This window comes from Mycolicibacterium sarraceniae (assembly GCF_010731875.1).
GTDB classification, from domain to species: Bacteria; Actinomycetota; Actinomycetes; order Mycobacteriales; family Mycobacteriaceae; genus Mycobacterium; species Mycobacterium sarraceniae.
The window spans coordinates 3197627-3216084 of the sequence record NZ_AP022595.1; the positions used below are offsets into that span (position 1 = coordinate 3197627).

General features: G+C 67.3%; 17 protein-coding genes and 3 pseudogenes. 12 read left to right on the top strand and 8 right to left on the bottom strand.

Features of this window, described 5'->3' with window-relative positions:
- The first annotated feature begins 39 nt into the window (after positions 1–39).
- The 5 genes from infB (at position 40) to G6N13_RS15915 (ending at position 8296) form a co-directional block, all read left to right on the top strand.
- The gene (infB, locus tag G6N13_RS15895) at positions 40–2829 is read left to right on the top strand and encodes a translation initiation factor IF-2 (RefSeq protein ID WP_163698491.1); all 2790 of its coding nucleotides are present in this window, start codon (positions 40–42) and stop codon (positions 2827–2829) included.
- On the top strand, positions 2829–3320 hold the full coding sequence (rbfA, locus tag G6N13_RS15900) for a 30S ribosome-binding factor RbfA (RefSeq protein ID WP_163698493.1): 492 nt from the start codon (positions 2829–2831) through the stop codon (positions 3318–3320). The genes infB and rbfA overlap by 1 nt, the downstream gene beginning before the upstream one ends.
- Entirely contained in the window at positions 3295–4293 is a 999-nt protein-coding gene (locus G6N13_RS15905; protein WP_163698495.1) for a DHH family phosphoesterase, read from the top strand. The genes rbfA and G6N13_RS15905 overlap by 26 nt, the downstream gene beginning before the upstream one ends.
- On the top strand, positions 4286–5620 hold the full coding sequence (locus G6N13_RS15910; RefSeq protein ID WP_163698497.1) for an MATE family efflux transporter: 1335 nt from the start codon (positions 4286–4288) through the stop codon (positions 5618–5620). The genes G6N13_RS15905 and G6N13_RS15910 overlap by 8 nt, the downstream gene beginning before the upstream one ends.
- 141 nt (positions 5621–5761) lie before the next feature.
- A complete protein-coding gene (locus G6N13_RS15915) occupies positions 5762–8296 on the top strand; it encodes a Calx-beta domain-containing protein (RefSeq protein ID WP_235677782.1) in 2535 nt (844 codons plus the stop codon).
- A 7-nt stretch (positions 8297–8303) separates the two neighbouring features.
- Here G6N13_RS15915 and G6N13_RS15920 read toward each other — a convergent pair whose 3' ends face one another.
- Together G6N13_RS15920 and G6N13_RS15925 are read right to left on the bottom strand one after the other, a co-directional pair.
- The gene (locus G6N13_RS15920; protein ID WP_163698501.1) at positions 8304–9062 is read right to left on the bottom strand and encodes an enoyl-CoA hydratase; all 759 of its coding nucleotides are present in this window, start codon (positions 9060–9062) and stop codon (positions 8304–8306) included.
- A 50-nt stretch (positions 9063–9112) separates the two neighbouring features.
- A complete protein-coding gene (locus G6N13_RS15925; RefSeq protein WP_163698503.1) occupies positions 9113–9655 on the bottom strand; it encodes a TetR/AcrR family transcriptional regulator in 543 nt (180 codons plus the stop codon).
- A gap of 104 nt (positions 9656–9759) precedes the next feature.
- Here G6N13_RS15925 and G6N13_RS15930 point away from each other — a divergent pair.
- A pseudogene (locus G6N13_RS15930) lies at positions 9760–9840 on the top strand (DUF2277 family protein); the annotation flags it as partial.
- Positions 9841–9861: 21 nt separating this feature from the next.
- Complete coding sequence (locus G6N13_RS15935; protein ID WP_163702191.1) at positions 9862–10407, top strand: DUF1802 family protein; 546 nt, start codon at positions 9862–9864, stop codon at positions 10405–10407.
- Here the strand turns inward: G6N13_RS15935 and G6N13_RS15940 are convergent.
- On the bottom strand, positions 10366–12042 hold the full coding sequence (locus G6N13_RS15940) for a CocE/NonD family hydrolase (RefSeq protein ID WP_163698505.1): 1677 nt from the start codon (positions 12040–12042) through the stop codon (positions 10366–10368). The genes G6N13_RS15935 and G6N13_RS15940 overlap by 42 nt on opposite strands.
- Positions 12043–12114: 72 nt before the next feature.
- Here G6N13_RS15940 and G6N13_RS15945 point away from each other — a divergent pair, with 72 nt between their 5' ends.
- From G6N13_RS15945 to truB, 3 genes are read left to right on the top strand one after another with little or no spacing between them, the layout of a single operon-like run.
- Positions 12115–13050 (top strand): ACP phosphodiesterase PptH, encoded by a 936-nt coding sequence (locus G6N13_RS15945; RefSeq protein ID WP_163698508.1) that lies wholly within the window; start codon positions 12115–12117, stop codon positions 13048–13050.
- Positions 13047–13715 carry a 4'-phosphopantetheinyl transferase PptT gene (pptT, locus tag G6N13_RS15950; protein ID WP_163698511.1) on the top strand — a complete coding sequence of 223 codons (669 nt, stop codon included), beginning with the start codon at positions 13047–13049 and terminating at the stop codon, positions 13713–13715. The genes G6N13_RS15945 and pptT overlap by 4 nt, the downstream gene beginning before the upstream one ends.
- A gap of 50 nt (positions 13716–13765) precedes the next feature.
- Positions 13766–14605: a tRNA pseudouridine(55) synthase TruB gene (truB, locus tag G6N13_RS15955; RefSeq protein ID WP_163698513.1), complete on the top strand. Its 840-nt coding sequence runs from the start codon at positions 13766–13768 to the stop codon at positions 14603–14605.
- A 1-nt stretch (position 14606) separates the two neighbouring features.
- Here the strand turns inward: truB and G6N13_RS15960 are convergent, their stop codons facing one another.
- The 3 genes from G6N13_RS15960 to mntR form a co-directional block, all read right to left on the bottom strand.
- A complete protein-coding gene (locus G6N13_RS15960; RefSeq protein WP_163698515.1) occupies positions 14607–15071 on the bottom strand; it encodes a hypothetical protein in 465 nt (154 codons plus the stop codon).
- Complete coding sequence (locus G6N13_RS15965; RefSeq protein WP_163698518.1) at positions 15068–15244, bottom strand: hypothetical protein; 177 nt, start codon at positions 15242–15244, stop codon at positions 15068–15070. The genes G6N13_RS15960 and G6N13_RS15965 overlap by 4 nt, the downstream gene beginning before the upstream one ends.
- Positions 15245–15486: 242 nt before the next feature.
- Complete coding sequence (gene mntR / locus G6N13_RS15970; protein WP_163698519.1) at positions 15487–16191, bottom strand: manganese-binding transcriptional regulator MntR; 705 nt, start codon at positions 16189–16191, stop codon at positions 15487–15489.
- An 80-nt stretch (positions 16192–16271) separates the two neighbouring features.
- Here mntR and G6N13_RS15975 point away from each other — a divergent pair, with 80 nt between their 5' ends.
- Positions 16272–17249: a bifunctional riboflavin kinase/FAD synthetase gene (locus G6N13_RS15975; protein WP_179964994.1), complete on the top strand. Its 978-nt coding sequence runs from the start codon at positions 16272–16274 to the stop codon at positions 17247–17249.
- Here the strand turns inward: G6N13_RS15975 and G6N13_RS15980 are convergent.
- Together G6N13_RS15980 and G6N13_RS15985 are read right to left on the bottom strand one after the other, a co-directional pair.
- Positions 17250–17560 (bottom strand): annotated as a pseudogene (locus G6N13_RS15980) (SRPBCC family protein); the annotation flags it as partial.
- A pseudogene (locus tag G6N13_RS15985) lies at positions 17550–17756 on the bottom strand (ArsR/SmtB family transcription factor); the annotation flags it as partial. The pseudogenes G6N13_RS15985 and G6N13_RS15980, both read right to left, overlap by 11 nt.
- A gap of 164 nt (positions 17757–17920) precedes the next feature.
- Between G6N13_RS15985 and rpsO the strand changes: the two are divergent.
- Positions 17921–18190 carry a 30S ribosomal protein S15 gene (gene rpsO, locus G6N13_RS15990; protein WP_163698523.1) on the top strand — a complete coding sequence of 90 codons (270 nt, stop codon included), beginning with the start codon at positions 17921–17923 and terminating at the stop codon, positions 18188–18190.
- The last annotated feature ends 268 nt before the right edge of the window (positions 18191–18458 follow it).

The following is an 18458-nucleotide window of genomic DNA, read 5'->3' on the forward strand; positions in this document are numbered from 1 at the left end:
CGGCCTACCACCGCTGTCGCCTCTTGAGTAGGAGATGTAGTGGCAGGTAAGGCCCGCGTACACGAGTTGGCTAAGGAACTCGGTGTTACCAGCAAGGAAGTTCTCGCCCGTCTGAGCGATCAGGGCGAATTCGTCAAATCCGCCTCGTCGACGGTGGAAGCTCCGGTTGCGCGCCGCTTGCGCGAATCGTTCGGCGGCGGCAAGCCCGATAAGGCGCCAGCTAAACCCACACCGGCCGGTGCCGCCGGAAACGGTGCGCCGAAGCCGGCGCCAGCCCCCGGCAGTGCTGTCGCGGCTGCGCCGCCGGTGCCCGCGGCCCCCAAGCCGGCGGCCCCCGCCCCGGCAGCGCCGCCGCCGCCGCCTCCGCCTGCGCCGGCAGCCCCGCCTGCTCCCGCGGCGTCCGCGCCGCTGCCGTCGCGTCCCGGACCGGCTCCGACCCCGGGCCCGCGTCCCGGACCCGCCGCGCCGAAGCCGGGCATGCCCCGCCCGCCGCGAGTCGGTAATAACCCGTTCTCCTCAGCTCAGCCGGTCGAGCGCCCGGTGCCGCGTCCGCAAGGCCCCGGCGCTCCCGCTGGCCCCGGCGGCCCGCGGCCCGGCCCTGGCGCCCCGCGCCCCGGTGGCGGTCCGCGTCCCGGCGGTGCCACGCCCGGCAACATGCCTCCACGTCCGCCCGGCGCCCGTCCCGGTGCGCCCGGTCGTCCGGGAGCTCCACGTCCGGGTGGCGGGCCTCGGCCCGGCGGCACCGGTGGTGGCGGCCGTCCCGGTGGCGGTGGTGGCGGGGGTAATTACCGCCCCGGCGCTCCCGGTGGTGCAGGCGGCACCGGTGGCGGCGCGGCTGCCGGCGGCTTCAGAGGCCGTCCCGGTGGCGGCGGTCCCGGTGGCGGCGGCGGCCGTCCCGGTCAGCGCGGTGGCGCGGCCGGTGCGTTCGGTCGTCCCGGCGGTGCCCCGCGCCGTGGCCGTAAGTCGAAGCGCGCAAAACGCGCCGAGTACGAGAGCATGCAGGCCCCGGTCGTCGGTGGCGTGCGGTTGCCGCACGGCAGCGGCGAAACTATCCGGTTGGCCCGCGGTGCGTCGCTGTCGGATTTCGCCGAGAAGATCGACGCGAACCCGGCCGCACTAGTCCAGGCGCTGTTCAACCTCGGCGAGATGGTGACCGCCACCCAGTCTGTGGGTGACGAGACCCTCGAGCTGCTCGGCGGCGAGATGAACTACGTCGTGCAGGTCGTATCGCCGGAGGACGAGGACCGCGAGCTGCTGGAATCGTTCGACCTCACCTACGGCGAGGACGAGGGCGACGAGGACGACCTGGAGGTCCGCCCACCGGTGGTCACCGTCATGGGTCACGTCGACCACGGCAAGACTCGCCTGCTGGACACGATCCGCAACGCCACAGTTCGCGAGGGCGAGGCCGGTGGCATCACCCAGCACATCGGTGCCTACCAGGTCGCCGTCGAGCATGACGGCGTCGAGCGCCTCATCACCTTCATCGACACCCCCGGTCACGAGGCGTTCACCGCCATGCGTGCCCGTGGTGCGAAGGCCACCGATATCGCGATCCTGGTGGTCGCCGCCGACGACGGTGTGATGCCGCAGACGGTGGAAGCCATCAACCACGCACAGGCGGCCGATGTGCCGATCGTGGTGGCGGTCAACAAGATCGACAAGGAGGGCGCGGACCCGGGCAAGATCCGGGCGCAGCTCACCGAGTACAACTTGGTGGCCGAGGAATTCGGCGGCGACACGATGTTCGTCGACATCTCGGCCAAGAACGGCACCAATATCCAGGCGCTGGAAGAAGCGGTGCTGTTGACCGCCGATGCCTCGCTGGATCTGCGGGCCAACCCCGAGATGGAAGCCCAGGGCGTGGCGATCGAAGCGCACCTGGACCGTGGCCGTGGCCCCGTTGCGACCGTGCTCATCGCGCGCGGCACGCTGCGGGTTGGCGACTCGATCGTGGCCGGCGACGCCTACGGACGGGTGCGCCGCATGGTCGATGAGCACGGCGAGGACATCCACGAGGCGCTGCCCTCGCGGCCCGTCCAGGTCATCGGCTTCACGTCGGTGCCCGGCGCGGGTGACAACCTGCTCGTCGTCGACGAGGACCGCATTGCCCGTCAGATCGCCGACCGTCGCAGTGCGCGCAAGCGCAATGCGCTGGCCGCACGCAGCCGCAAGCGCATCAGCCTGGACGATCTGGATGCCGCGCTGAAGGAAACCGCGCAGCTGAACCTGATCCTCAAGGGCGACAACTCCGGCACCGTCGAGGCGCTGGAGGAGGCCCTGCTGGGTATCGAGATCGGCGACGAGGTCGAATTGCGCGTCATCGACCGCGGTGTCGGTGGTGTCACCGAGACCAACGTCAACCTGGCGTCGGCGTCGAATGCCATCATCATCGGCTTCAACGTGCGTTCCGAGGGCAAGGCCACCGAGCTGGCCAACCGCGAGGGTGTCGACATCCGGTACTACTCGGTGATCTACCAGGCCATCGACGAGATCCAGAGCGCGCTCAAGGGCATGCTTAAGCCGGTCTACGAGGAGAAGGAACTCGGCCGTGCCGAGATCCGGGCGATCTTCCGGTCGTCGAAAATCGGCAACATCGCCGGTTGCCTTGTGCAGTCCGGCATCATGCGGCGCAACGCCAAGGCGCGGTTGCTGCGTGACAACATCGTCGTCGCCGAAAACCTCACCGTCTCCTCGCTCAAGCGGGAGAAGGATGATGCCACCGAGGTGCGCGAGGGTTACGAATGCGGTCTGACGCTGACGTACTCCGACATCAAGGAAGGCGACGTCATCGAGACCTACGAGCTTGTGGAGAAGGAGCGGGTCTAGTGGTTGATGTAGGCAGGGCCCGAAGGCTCTCCAAACGCATCGCCACGATCGTGGCCTCGGCGATCGAGTTCGAGATCAAGGATCCGCCGCTGGCGTTCGTGACGGTCACCGACACCAAGGTGACCGGTGACCTTCACGACGCCACCGTGTACTACACGGTGCGCGGTAACACCCTCGATGAGGAGCCGGACTATGCCGGCGCGGCTGCGGCACTGGAACGGGCCAAGGGCACGCTGCGCACGAAGGTCGGAGCCGGCACCGGCGTGCGGTTCACGCCGACCTTGTCCTTCGTTCTGGACAAGGTGCCCGACACCGCGCAGAAGATGGAGGAGCTGCTCGCCAAGGCGCGTGCCGCTGACGCCGATGTCGCGCGGATTCGGGCCGGAGCCACTCCTGCGGGAGACGCGCAGCCGTACCGTGTGGTAGGAGAAGAGGGAACTTCTACGCAGGACGACCAGGACGCCGGTGACCGCGATCGATTCGACGACTGAAATCACCCGCCTCGGCAGGCGGGTGGATTCACACGGCGCCGTTGAGATTTTGCGCGGCGCCGAGTCGGTCAGCGTGATCTGCCATGTGCACCCCGACGCCGACAGCATCGGCGCCGGGCTGGCGCTCGCTTTGATCCTCGAGCGCGACGGTGTCGATGTGCAGGTCAGTTTCGCGACGCCGTCGAACCTGCCGGAGTCGTTGCACATGCTGCCGGGCGGCCACCTGTTGGTCGCGCCCGGCGACATGCGCCGCGACGCCGATCTGGTGGTCACCGTCGATGCCCCGAGTGTCGACCGCCTTGGCGCGCTCGCTGAGCTGACTCCGCGCGGGCGCGAGGTGTTGGTCATTGACCACCACAAGTCGAATACCCTGTTCGGCAGCACCAATCTTGTTGACGCACGGGCGGATTCGACAACCATGGTGGTCGCCGAACTGTTGGACGCGTGGGGCAAGACGATCGATCGGGATGTTGCCACCTGCTTGTACGCCGGGTTGACCATCGACACCGGTTCGTTCCGGTGGGCGTCGCCGCGGGCACTGCGGTTGGCGGCGCGGCTGGTGGAGCTCGGCGTGGACAACGCCGCGATCAGCCGGGAACTGTTCGACACCCATCCGTTTGTCTGGCTGCCCCTGCTCGCTCGGGTGCTGTCCAGTGCCCAGTTGGTGCCTGAGGCGGCCAACGGGCGCGGGCTGGTCTATGCGGTGGTGGCCCACGAGGACTGGATGGAGAACCGGTCTGAAGAGGTCGAGAGCATTGTCGACATTGTGCGTACCACCCACGAAGCCGAGGTCGCTGCGGTCTTCAAAGAGATCGAGCCGTTGCACTGGTCGGTGTCGATGCGGGCCAAGAGCTACGACCTGGCCAAGGTCGCCAGTGGTTTCGGCGGCGGCGGGCACACGCTGGCTGCGGGCTACTCCGTGTCCGGACCGATCGACGACGTCGTGAAGCAGCTGACCGCCGCTCTTGACTGACGGGCCAGACGCCGCCGTGACGGGCCGGCGGATCGCCGCACTGGCCTTTCCCGCATTGGGTGTGCTGGCCGCCGAGCCGGTCTATCTGCTGTTCGATCTGGCGGTCGTCGGGCGTCTCGGGGCACTGAGCCTGGCGGGCCTGGCGATCGGCGGGCTGATCCTGTCGGTGGTGAGTGCGCAGCTGACGTTCCTGTCCTACGGCACGACGGCGCGCTCGGCGCGCTTCTACGGTGGTGGCAACCGGGTTGCCGCGGTGGGCGAGGGAGTGCAAGCCACCTGGCTGGCGCTGGCAATCGGTGCGGTGATTGTGACCGCGGTGCACCTCAGTGCCGTCCCGCTGGTCTCGGCGATCGTGGGCAGCACGTCCGGCGGGGGTGACATCGCCACGGCTGCGATGCCGTGGGTACGCATCGCCATCTTCGGGGTGCCGGCCATTCTTGTCTCGGCCGCTGGCAACGGCTGGATGCGCGGCGTACAGGACACCATGCGACCACTGCGCTACGTGCTGGTCGGCTTCGGCGTCTCGGCGGTGTTGTGCCCGGTGCTGGTGTACGGCTGGCTGGGCATGCCGCGGCTGGAGTTGGCCGGCTCGGCGATCGCCAACCTGGTGGGCCAATGGCTGGCCGCCGTGCTGTTCTGCCGCGCGCTGCTGGCTGAGAAGGTTCCGCTGCGGCTGGACACCTCGGTGTTGCGGGCTCAGGTGGTGATGGGCCGCGATCTGGTGCTGCGCACGCTGGCGTTCCAGGCCTGTTTCGTCTCGGCGGCGGCGGTGGCCGCACGGTTCGGGGCGGCCGCTGTTGCCGCCCACCAGGTGGTGCTGCAGTTGTGGAATTTCCTTGCGCTGGTGCTGGATTCGCTCGCGATTGCCGCACAGTCGCTGGTCGGCGCCGCACTCGGCGCGGGCCGGACCGCGCATGCGAAGTCGGTGGCGTGGCGGGTGACGGCGTTCTCGGCGATCGCCGCCGCGGCATTGGCTTGCGCAGTGGCGGTCGGCGCTTCGGTGCTGCCGTCGTTGTTCACCGACGATCGCTCGGTGCTCGCCGCGATCGGGGTGCCGTGGTGGTTCATGGTGGCGCAATTGCCGATCGCCGGGATCGTGTTCGCCCTCGACGGTGTGCTGCTGGGCGCCGGCGACGCCGCGTTCATGCGCACCGCGACGTTGGCCAGCGCGCTGGTCGGCTTCCTGCCGCTGATCTGGCTGTCGCTGGCGTACGACTGGGGCTTGTTCGGCATCTGGTCGGGCCTGAGCACGTTCATGGTGCTGCGGCTGGTGTTCGTCGGCTGGCGGGCGTTCTCGGGGCGTTGGCTGGTGCCGGGTATTGCCTGAAGCAAACTGAATTTTTGCTGAGTTGGCTCTGTGAGCCCCATTTGTGCGTTAATACTGAACGTTGCTGACAGATCGTCTAGGGCCGGGGGCACCATGAGCTCGACAGCATTTGGGTTACGTATGGGTTCGGCTGCGTTTGCGATGAGCCTCGGACTGGCGGTAGCTGGCAGCCCCGGTATCGCGGTAGCTGACACGACCGACGGCGGCTCGTCCGCACAGCCGTCGAAGCCGTCGAAGTCCCCGGTGGGCGCGTCGCGGCGCCCTGCGCAGGAGGCAGCCCGCACCACGGGCGCCGCGCCCAGCAAGCCCGCTCGTACGCCATCGCCGTCACGGGCGGCCGCGGCAGCCCGGGTCGCCGCCCCGGTGCCGGTGGCCGTGAATTCCGCACCCGCCACGGCCCCGGATTCGAGCGAGCCGGTCCGCCCCACTGCCACGGCCGTGACAGCCGAATCGGCTGATAGAGAGCCACTTTCGGTCGCATCCGCCCCGAAGCAGACCGCCTCAGCGGCGCCGAAGGCGCTGATCGCTCGCCAGACTGCGACCGCCGCGCTCAGTCCGGGCGATATCGTCTCGCGGTTCCTGTCCTTGTTCGGGATCAAAGGCTTGCCGGCGTCGCCAGTGCAATTGCTGACTGGCGTGCTGGCCCTGATCCGCCGTGAGATCGATTCCTTCCTGCGCCCGCCGACCGCCAATCCCAGCGTCTCGATCACCGACACCACCTTGGTCGAAGGCAACGCCGGCACGAACTCCGCCGCCTTCACCGTGACACTGTCCAAGGCGAGCACCAAGACGGTGACGGTGAGTTACACGACGGCAGACGGTACCGCGACGGCCGGCCAGGACTACACGGCGAGCACGGGCACGGTGACATTCGCCCCCGGGGTGGTCTCGCAGGTGATCAACGTCGGCGTGCTTGGTGACGCCACGGTCGAGCCGGACGAAACCTTCACCGTCGTGCTGTCCAGCCCGTCCGGCGCCACCCTCGGCCGGACCACCGCCACCGGCACCATCACCAACGACGATGCCACCGAGGTAAAACTGCCGACGGTGTCGATCGCCGGTGACACAGTGCCCGAGGGCGACAGTGGAACGACCGCCCTGCCGTTCACCGTGACCCTGTCCAAGCCGTCGACGACGACGATCACCCTCACCTACACGACCTCCAACGGTTCGGCGACCGCCGGCCAGGACTACACCGCCGCCACCGGCACGGTGACGTTCGCGCCGGGTGCGGTGTCGCAGGTGATCACCATCAGCGTCACCGGTGACACGACCGTCGAACCGAACGAGACCCTCACGGTCACGCTGTCCAATCCGACCGGGGCCACCATCGCCACGGCGTCGGCGGCCGGCACGATCGTCAATGACGACACCGCGACGACGCCCGGCGGAACCGCCCAGTGGGGCAAGAGTTTCTTCGCGCCCTACATCGACATGGGCGCATACCCGGTGCCGAATCTGTTGGCGCTGTCCAAGACCTTCGGCACTTCCCTGGTGACGTTGGGCTTCATGCAGGCCGACGTGAACGGCAACCTCGCTTGGGCGGGATTGGCTGCGCTGGAACCACATTCGACCAACGAGCAGGCAATCGCGATCAATAAGTCGATCGCCGATTTCAAGTCGGCCGGCGGTGATGTGATGATCTCGTTCGGCGGCCAAGCCGGCACCAGCCTCGCGCAGTACTACGCCTCTAAAGGTCGCAGCGCCCAGGAATTGGCCAACGCCTACGCCGCCGTCGTGGACACCTACGGCGTCACCCGCCTCGACTTCGATATCGAGGGGGCCGCGGTGGCCGACCCGGCCTCGGTCACTCTGAATGCTCAAGCGCTGGCGCTGCTGCAGAAGACCAAGCCCGAGGTGCAGATCTGGTACACCCTGCCGGTCTTGCCGACCGGGCTGACCGCCGACGGTGTCAATGTCGTGGATACCGCCCTGGCGGCCGGGGTCAACCTGGCCGGCGTCAATGTGATGGCGATGGACTACGGCGAATCCGCCGCGCCCACCAGCGGACCGGGCGCGAAGACGATGGGCGCCTACGCGATCGACGCCGCCGAATCCACCTACGCCCAGGTCTCGGCGCTGTACGCCGCACGATCAAAGACATTCAGCTGGAGTCAGATCGGTGTCACCCCGATGCTCGGCGTCAACGACGTCCGCTCCGAGGTGTTCACCGTCGCCGACGCGCAGGCTCTCGAGGATTTCGCCCGCACCAAGGGCATCGGCATGCTGTCGATGTGGCAGGTTCTTCGCGACACCCCCGGTACCCTTGGCCAATCCACTACCAGCGCTTCGGGTTTGAGTGATCCGGTTGGCTCGTTCAGCCATGTCTTCAACGACTACGGCACGATCAACATCGTCGACTACACCAACGCTGGTGGCGGCGGAACCCCAGTTAGCGGCGGCATTTCGACGACCATCGGCTGGGCCTGGGGAGCCAACCCGGTCCTGACGTTCGACCCCGCCAAAGACATCCTGGACTTCGTCTGGATGCAGGCGAAAGAATTCGACGTTTCGGACACGTCCGGGTCGACGGTCATCACGATCGTCGGCAACAACAGCAGCTACACCTTGGCGGGGGTGAGGCTGAGCCAACTGCAGATCGGCAACATCATCGCCAAGGATGCCGGCACGCTGGCGAAGTGGCAAAGCCTCATCAGCAGCGCGAAAGCCGTGTGACCCGAGACTAGTTCACCTGCGAGCGGCCGCGCTCGATCACCGAAGCGCGGCTGGCGGCAATGTCATCCCCGGAGGTCTGGGCCATCCAGGCGCGGGCCGACATGGCCTCGATCCACAGCCCGGAGTCGGTCTGGTCGGAGTCGATGCGGTGATAGGAGCCCAGCAGCGCGCGCACAGCCTTCTGGGTGTTCCCGACGATCGATGTGGCCACCGCGCGGGCTGCCGGTAACAGCTCCTCGTGCGCGACGACCTCGGTGACCAGGCCGGCCCGCAGCGCATCCTGCGCGGACAGGTAGTCACCGGTCAGGCTCATCCGACGGGCCATTCCGACGCCGACCTTCTGCGGCAGCCGCACACTCAGGCCCCAGGTCGGCAACAGCCCGACCCGAGCGTGGGTGTCGGCGAAGCGCGCGTTCTCAGAGGCGATCAGGATGTCGCAGTAGAGAGCCAGTTCCAACCCGCCGGTGACCGCGGCGCCGTTGATCGCCCCGATGACGGGCTTGGTCATCGGCGGCCACTTCGGCGAGATGTCGGGAAGTTCGGTGGTATCGCCCAATTCCTTCAGGTCGAGGCCCGCGCAGAACACCGGGTCGGCCCCGGTGACGATGACGACGTCGACGGTCTCGTCGGCTTCGGCCTCGCGCAGCGCACCGAAGAATCGGCTGCGCAGCGCGCTCGAGAGCGCATTGCGGGCACCTGGCCGATTCAGCGTCACCGTCCGGATCCGGTCGGTGGTGTCGATGAGGAGGATGTCGTCGGCGGTCATAGGGACACCGTAATGGGGCCGCTAACCACCCCAGAGTGCCGCCGGCCCGCTCACAACGGATCCGCACCGGCCACGACGTCCAACCAGGTGAGTTCGGCGGCGGTCAGCACCCAGCGCCCGACGATCACGGCGACGAGCAGCTCGGCCCGGTTTTCGTCGGCGCCCACCGCCTCCTCGCACAGCCGGCGCAGGTCTGCGGAGACACTGCTGATCCGGGGCGCGATGTCGGCGATCCGATGCGTTTGCGCCAGCGACGTGCCCAGCAGTGCGCACGCCAAGCGCAAGTCGCCGTGTGGCGGGGCGGTGAACCTATCCAACGGGTGTTCGGCCATCGGCGGCACGACCATGTCGTAGGCCCGGTCCAGGGCGGCTCGGTAGAGCGGCGCCTTGCCCGGGAAGTAGTGGTGCACCGCGGGGCGGGTGATATCGACGAGATCCGCGACGTCCTGCAAGGTGGCGGCGTCGTATCCGCGGTAGGCGAACACCCGTACGGCTGCGCAGATGATCATCTCGCGGCGTGCGTCGGTGTTCGAACCGCGCGGCCGCCCCAGTGCCCGTTTGTTCGGCCGGGCCGGCGCGAGTCCGGCAGACATGCCCGCCAGGCTAGGGCCGGAACGTGTGAGTGAGATGGGTGCTGGATATCAATCCGGTGTAGGCCCCTGTGAACTCGGCTCGACAGCCGGGCATGCTGGAAGCTATGTGCCGAAACATCACTGAGTTGCGCGGCCTGGAGCCGGCGGAGACCGCCGAAAACCATTCCATCGCTGCGCCGGCCCGAGGTGCGCGCGCCTCTGACGACATGACCGCTGCGCTCAAAGAGTGGAGCGCGGCGGTGCATGCGCTGCTCGCCGGCAGGCAGACCGTGCTGCTGCGCAAGGGCGGTGTCCACGAGAGACGGTTCTCCGTTGCCGCCGAGGAATTTCTGTTGTTCCCGACGGTCGCGCACAGCCACGCCGAGCGGGTGCGTCCGGAGCATCGCGACCTGCTCGCCGACGCCGCAGCCGACAGCGCCGACGAGCATGTGGTGATCCGGGGCGCGGCGAAAGTTGTTGCCGCCATTGCGGTATCGAACTCCGACGGGCTGTATGGGATACAAGATCTGCACATCTGGACCGCCGAGTCGGTGCAGGCCGACCGGCTGGATTTCCGGCCGCGCCACCGGCTGACCGTACTGGTGGTTGCGGCCGCCCCGCTGATCGCGCCGATCCGGCTGAACCGTGAACCGCAGTACCGCGGCTGCACCAGCTGGGTACAGCTGCCCGCGACGGCCGACCTGGGGCCACCAGTGCACGATGCCTCAGCGTTAGACGAGATCGCCGGCCGGGTCTGCGCTGCCGTCGGGTGATGGCAGTCGGCCCGAAGCGGGCAGCAGCAGCCTGGACACTCCGCCGGCGCCGTGGTGCACGGTGTGCACTGCCGGCACCATCCGCTGCCCGGTGAGCGCCGGCTCGCCGGTGCCGAGATTGCGGGCGAATCGGGGATGTGATCCGCCGGCAACGAGCACCCGGATCTGGGTGCCGGCACGAAAGCGGTACGCGATGGCGTCGAGTTCGATGCTAATCGGGCCCTGCGCCGGCGCACTCAACCGGCGGTAGCCGTCGCTGACATTCTGCGAGCGTCCGCGGGCGTCCACCTCGCTGACCCGTACGAACAGGTCGACATGGTCGATGTCGGATTCGTGGGCCAGTTCGACGACCGGGTTGCCGAACACGTACAGGTCGGCGTCCAGCGGCCCGCTGGTGAAGCTCAGCACGTCGGCCCGCCGGGCCAGAGCGGAGTCGTCCCGATAGCCGCTGTTACGGGCCAAGAACCGGCCACCCACCGTCGGTGTCGGGTCGGCGGGGTCGTAGCGGAAGCTGGACGGCATCGCATCAGCGGGCGGCGCCGATGCGGCCAGTCGGCCCGCCGGCTGCAGGTACAGCACACCCTCGCCGGTCGCCGGGGGCCAATCCGTTAGGTCGATCCAGCCGTGCCGGCCGACGTGCGTCCGTACCGGGCTGCGTCTCGTTGGGGCGGGGACACCGGCCAAGTGGGCGCCGAGCCAGTCAAGTGTCTCCCCGGCGGCGATCCCCGCTGCCTTGGTGACCATATCGCCATGGGCCCAGGGCCCGACCGTCATCGCGACCTCGACGCCCCGGTCGCGCAGGTGGCGGTATTGCAGCAGGGTCTGGTCGAGGAACAGGTCCTGCCAGCCGGTGATCAGCAGTACCGGCACGTCGCTTCGGTCGAGTGCGGAGGTCATGCGCATATCCGCCCAAAACGGGTCATCGCTGCGCGGGTGCTGGATCCACGACTCGTACCAGCGTGACTGAGTGCCCAGCAGATCGCGGCCCGCGCTGCCCAGCGGAAGCCCGTGCATGGCCTGGTCCAGCCGCCGTGCATCACGAGTTTGGAACGCCAGCCGTCGTGCGATCGCCTCCTCCTGGTGAGCGATCGAGTCCGACCAGCCCAGGAAGTCGTTCAGTGAGAATGAGCCGGTGCCCCACGACGAGGCGTATAAATCGTGCGGGCCGACGGTGATGACCGCGGCGGCCAGTTCGGGCGGGGGATCGCAGAGCAACGCCCATTGGGTGAAGCCCAGGTAGGACAGGCCGATGGTGGCGAATGTTGCGGTGAACCACGGCTGCCGGCGCAGCCACACCACCGTGTCGGCGGCGTCGTCGGCTTCGTGAACCATCGGCACGAAGTCGCCGCCAGATCCGAACGTGCCGCGCACGCTCTGCAGCAGTACGTGATAGCCGCGCGCGGCGTACAACCGCGCGTAGACCAGTGAGAACGGAAAGGACCGGCCATACGGGCCGCGGACCAGGATCGTGCCCAGCGGGGTGTCGACGGCGGGCGCGTAGTGCGTGGCGCGCAGGATGGCACCATCGCGCATCGGGATGCCGAGGCTGCGATGGATGGTGTAGTCGGTGGTCGGCACCGCAATCCGAAAGAACCGGGACAGAGCGCGCTCAGACAGGCGCACTGCGGCGACCATGTCTCTGCCTCTCTGCGGTCAGACCCGACCGTAGGAAGCCTAACCGGCGGCGCGCAAGTAGTCTGGCGAGTTGTGGCACCCACGCTCTGGGCGATCAGTGACCTGCATACAGGTCACACCGGCAATAAACCGGTTACCGAATCGCTGTATCCCTCCTCGCCGGACGACTGGCTGATCGTCGCCGGCGATGTCGCCGAGCGCACCGACGACATCCGCTGGTCGCTGGATCTGCTGCGCCGGCGCTTCGCCACGGTGATCTGGGTGCCGGGCAATCACGAGCTGTGGACTACTGGCAAAGACCCGGCCCAGGTGTTCGGCCGCGCCCGCTACGACTACCTGGTCAACATGTGCGACGAGATGGGCATCGTCACTCCCGAACATCCCTTTCCGGTATGGACCGAACAGGGTGGGCCCGCGACCATCGTGCCGATGTTCCTGCTGTACGACTACACATTCCTGCCCGCAGGAGCGACCACCAAAGCCGAGGGCTTGGCGATCGCCCGAGATCGCAACATCGTCGCGACCGATGAATTCCTCTTGTCCAGTGAGCCCTACGCTACCCGCGATGCGTGGTGCCGGGATCGGCTGGCGCACACCAGAGCCCGGCTCGACCAACTCGACTGGATGACACCGACGGTGTTGGTGAACCACTTCCCGCTACGGCGCGAACCGTGCGATGTGCTGTTCTTCCCGGAGTTCTCGCTGTGGTGCGGAACGGTGGAGACCGCTGACTGGCACACTCGCTATAACGCGGTCTGCTCGGTCTACGGGCATCTGCATATTCCGCGAACCACCTGGTATGACAGCGTCCGGTTCGAGGAGGTCTCGGTGGGCTATCCACGAGAGTGGCGGCGCCGCAAGCCTTATCGATGGCTGCGTCAGATTCTGCCGGACCCGCAGTATGCGCCCGGCTACCTGAACGACTTCGGTGGACACTTCGTCATCACGCAGGAGATGAAGGAGCAGTCGGAGAAAATGCGCGAGCGTCTGCGCAGCCGACGCGAATGAGCGAACTCATGGCAGCGGTACTGCCACACATCACCGACCTGGTGTACGCCGAGATGTTCGAGGATCTACCGGGCCTGACCCCGTTGCCCGAGGAAGAGTCGCTGATCGCGAAGTCGGTGGACAAGCGGCGCAACGAGTTCGTCACGGTACGGCACTGCGCCCGCCTGGCGTTGCAGCAACTGGGGCTGCCGCCGGTGCCGATCCTCAAGGGCGACAAGGGCGAACCGTGCTGGCCCGACGGCGTGGTGGGCAGCCTCACCCACACGCAGGGTTATCGCGGCGCGGCGGTCGGGCGCAGTGCGAGCGTCCGTTCGGTGGGTATTGACGCCGAGCCGCACGGCGCGCTGCCCGACGGTGTGCTCAACGCGATCAGCCTGCCCGCCGAACGCGATGAGATATCCGGCCTGCCAGATGGTCTGCATTGGGACCGGATCCTGTTCTGCGCCAAGGAAGCGACGTACAAGGCGTGGTTTCCGCTGACGCAGCGCTGGCTGGGTTTCGAAGATGCCCACATCACCTTCGGCGTCGACTCCTCCGGGCTCGCCGGGACATTTGTGTCGCGGGTCCTGATCGACCCGGCCGCCCGCTCCGGCCCGCCGCTGAACGAGCTGGCCGGCCGGTGGTCGGTGGGTGGTGGACTGGCTTTGACGGCCATCGTGCTGTGAGCGCGCTCAGTCCCTTGCCCGGGATTGTCGTCGTGGATAAGCCTGGCGGCATGACGAGCCATGATGTGGTCGGCCGCTGCCGACGGATCTTCGGTACCCGCAAGGTCGGCCACGCCGGCACGCTGGACCCGATGGCTACCGGCGTGCTTGTCGTCGGCATCGAAAGGGCCACCAAGATCCTCGGCCTGCTGACGGCCACGACCAAGTCCTATGTCGCGACCATCCGGCTGGGACGGTCTACCACCACCGATGACGCCGAAGGTGAAGTGCTGCAGGATGTCTCCGCTGAGTACGTGACCGATGAACACATTCAGGCCGGGATTTCGAACCTGCGCGGTGAGATCGCGCAGCGGCCATCGGCGGTCAGCGCCGTCAAGATCGGCGGCAAGCGGGCCTACCAGTTGGTACGCGAAGGCCAGGATGTGCAGCTGGCCGAGCGCGCGGTCCGCATCGACCGGTTCGAGGTGAACGGCATCTTGCGCGAAGGACTGTTCGTTGACGTGAATGTCGAGGTCGACTGCTCGTCGGGCACCTATGTTCGGGCCCTGGCACGTGATCTCGGCGAGGCGCTCGGCGTCGGGGGACACCTGACCGCGTTGCGGCGGACTCGGGTCGGTGGCTACGGGCTCGACCACGCCCGGTCACTGGACGAACTCGCCGAACGCCCGCAGCTGAGTTACTCCCTCGACGAGGCGTGCCTGCTGGGTTTCGCTCGTCGCGACATCAGCTCGGATGAAGCCGAGGACGCCAGCCACGGCCGGTCGCTGACCGCGGCGGGAGTCGACGGGGTCTATGCCGCAACCGATCCCGACGGGCGGGTGGTCGCGCTGCTCGAGGACAAGGGTGGGCGGACCAAATCCGTTGTGGTGATCCGCCCCGCGACGCTCTAGGTCAGGGCATTTCGCTCGCGTAGGCGAACGCGGCGGCGTCGTCGTCGGCATCAAATTCGCCGATCGAGGCGAGGAGTCCGTCCCGATAACTGATGACCAGGATCCGCACCCAGGAGTACCTTTCTCCGTCGGGGCCGGTTCCCTCGCGGTCGAGTCGAGCGACCAACAAGGTCGGCGACAGCCACCTGAGGGCAGGGAACCATGACCGAACCGCGGCGACCATACCGTAAAGCTGTTCGAGGCTGGCGCGCAGATCATCAGCCGAGCGGTCGTTACGCGCCAGGTGTCCGTCGTCGTCGAGTTCGTAGGTGTGATAACAGGCTGCCTGATTCCCGCTGACGTCTGACCACCGGCTCCAGGTCAACGCGACGTTCTCGCCACGCACCGCCATAATGCGGTGCTCGAACCCACTGAACTGCTGGAGCATTCGCTCCACGACGCCGCGTAGGGCGGTCTTGCTCGTCAATAGGTTGCCGCTCCAGCCTCGGCGGTCATCGAGTTCAAAGAGATCTGCTGGTCGAGGTACCACGGCACCAGGGACGGGAATCGTTCACCGAATCCCCGTATTTCGGGGGAGAGGTCAGCGCTGATTCTGTCCAGAAAGCGGGGCCAGGCGGCCTCGAAGGTTCCGGCGAGCACACCTCGCTGAGGTAGAACTCCAAGGGCTCGCGCACCGTCCGACGGGCCCGCTCGTCCAGGGTCGGCACTGTCGAACGTCGGCGCCCAGGATTTCGCTAACCCAGCCCGCCGTCACAGACATGGGGTCGACAGGAAACCACGCCATCCGCCCCGTCCCTCCCGTGGATGAGAGGTCTTACGGAATTATGGCGGTGAGCAGGCGATTTCCGCGCTCCGAAGGCGATGTTTGCCAGGCGGCTGATTCAGCCGACAACCCAGATCGCCTGGGCCGCAGGGCTGCCCAGATCAACGGTGTTTGCTGCACCGTCGGACGACTCCACCGACACAGAGATCACACCAGCGAAGTCGCGCCGAGCGAGCACGCGCAGGCGGGAGTCGAGGCTTATGCCGACGGTGTCGAAATAGCGCAGCATCTCGGGGTCGGCGTCGGAAATCCGTGCCACCGTGCCGAGTTCGCCGTCGACGCAGGCCGATAGCTGGCGGGCCGGCGGAGTGGGCACCAGGCCCTCGGCCGACGGGATGGGGTCACCATGCGGGTCACGCGTCGGGTGACCCAGCTTGGCGTCGATACGAGCGAGCATCATGTCGCTGATCGCGTGTTCGAGGATCTCGGCCTCGTCGTGCACCTCGTCCCAGCTGTAGCCGAGTTCGCGCATCAAGAAAGTCTCCAGCAGGCGGTGCCGGCGGACCACTGCCAGCGCGGCCTGCCGGCCCCGTTCGGTGAGTGTGACCGCGCCGTACTTCTCGTGGTCCACCAGACCTTGATCGGCGAGCCTTCGGATCGACTCCGAGGCGGTGCTGGCCGATACCCCGATGCGCTCAGCCAGCAGCTTGGTGCTGACCTTGTCCTGCGACCACTCCTGGGCGCTCCAGATGGTTTTGAGGTAGTCCTGGGCGACCGTCGTCAGGTCGTGTGCCGCGGGGTTGGTACTGCCGTCAGGACTCACACCCAAAAGTTTAGGCAATCATCACCTGATCTGGGGATCTGGCGTGCCCGGCCATGCCAGCGCGCCGTAGGCTTGCCCTCGTGGAGCGGTGGCGCGGACAGGACGAGATCCCCTCGGACTGGGGCCGATGTGTGGTGACCATCGGCGTCTTCGACGGAGTGCATCGTGGTCACGCCGAGCTGATCGCCCGCGCGGTGAAGGCCGGCCGGACCCGCGGTGTGCCGGCGGTGCTGATGACCTTCGACCCGCATCCGATGGAAGTCGTCTTCCCCGGCAACCATCCCGCGCAGCTGACGACGCTGGCCCGACGTGCCGAATTGGCCGAGGAACTGGGTATCGATGTCTTCCTCGTCGTGCCCTTCACCACCGATTTCATGAAGCTCACCCCGGACCGCTACATCCACGAACTGCTGGTGGAACGGCTGCACGTGGTCGAGGTGATCGTCGGCGAGAACTTCACGTTCGGCAAGAAAGCGGCCGGCAACGTTGCGGCCCTGCGCAAGGCCGGGGACCGATTCGGCTTCGCCGTCGAGAGCATGTCGCTGGTTGCCGAACACCACCAGAGCGAGACGGTCACGTTCTCGTCGACCTACATTCGCTCCTGCGTCGACGCCGGTGATGTCGTGACGGCCGCCGAGGCGCTGGGCCGTCCGCACCGTGTCGAAGGTGTGGTGGTGCGCGGCGACGGACGTGGCCGGGTGCTGGGTTTCCCGACCGCCAACCTCGCACCGCCGATGTACTCCGCGATTCCGGCCGACGGTGTCTACGCCGCATGGTTCACGGTGCTGGGCCACGGGCCGGTCACCGGCTCGGTGACGCCGGGGGAGCGCTATCAGGCCGCGGTCTCGGTGGGCACCAATCCGACGTTCTCTGGGCGTACCCGCACGGTGGAGGCCTTCGTCTTGGACACCGTTGCCGATCTCTACGGCCAGCACGTCGCGGTGGACTTCGTCGCCCGGTTGCGCGGCCAGCTCAAGTTCGACTCGGTGCATGACCTGGTCGAGGCGATGGGCAAGGACACCGAGAATGCCCGCACGATCCTGTCGGCGCAGGACTAGTCAGGACGCGATCAGGTCGTCGATCTGGTCGCTCGCAGACGTCGAGCCCTCAACCACACCCATATCCAGTACCTGGTGACGACCGTCGGCGGACGCGAACGTGCTCACGTAGACCGCGCGGGCGCCGCCATCGTGCTCGGTGAAAGTGAAGGTGTTCTGCGAGATCGGCATATCGGGATTCGGGTTCAGGTCCGCGTCGGCGAAGCCGTCGAGGAAGGCGAAGCTCGTCGGTTCGTCGACGGCGGCCCCCACACCTTCTCCAGCTGACGCGGGTCAGCGTGGACCTGCCAGATGCGCGCCACGGGCGCTGCGTCGCTTGGTGATCAGGCCGGCTTTTTCCAGAACGACGACGTGCTTCGGTACTGCCGCGAAGCTCATGTCGTACTTACCCGCCAGTGCCGAAACCGAGTGCTCGCCGGCCAGCGCCCGGCGCACGATGTCGCGCCGGGTCCGGTCGGCGAGCGCGTGGAACAGGGCGTCGGCCCGGTCCTCCTGGTCGACGATCACTCGCCTAACGCACAACCAAGTGGTTGCAGATATCAAGAGGCCGACCTTCCGCGATTTCGGATCCCGGCGTACCCGCTGCTAAAGTGGCCATCCTGGCGTGTACTGCAGTCCGCGGTGGTCACGCACATTTTCTTGTACGCGGCACCGATTGATGGAGATGTTTCGTGGCGCTGACCGCCGAGCAGAAAAAAGATATCCTGGGCTCTTACGGTCTGCACGAGACCGACACCGGTTCGCCGGAGGCGCAGGTGGCGCTGTTGACCAAGCGCATCTCGGACCTCACCGAGCATCTCAAGCAGCACAAGCACGATCACCACTCCCGTCGCGGGCTGCTTCTGCTGGTCGGCCGCCGCCGCCGGCTGCTCAAGTACGTCGCTGACCTCGATGTCGCGCGCTACCGCTCTTTGATCGAGCGCCTGGGTCTGCGCCGCTGAGCGGTATGACCCGCCGTGTAACATAGGGGCCGTTGTGAGCCGTTTTCCGGCTCGAACATCGGGTGCGGTTCATGCATATCCGCGTGTCCCGTTCCTGCGCGTCATAGCGAAGCTTCCCTGCGCGGGCGGTCTTCGGTAGTGGCTGCCGGGCCCCACAGCATTGGGGGCGAGCCCGGCCGCTTCGATCGACGGCCGTAGCCGCATACAGGCCCAAGCCTCGTAGTGCTCAGGGTTTGCCTGGGTTCCTCTGTGACGACGCGAAACAGCT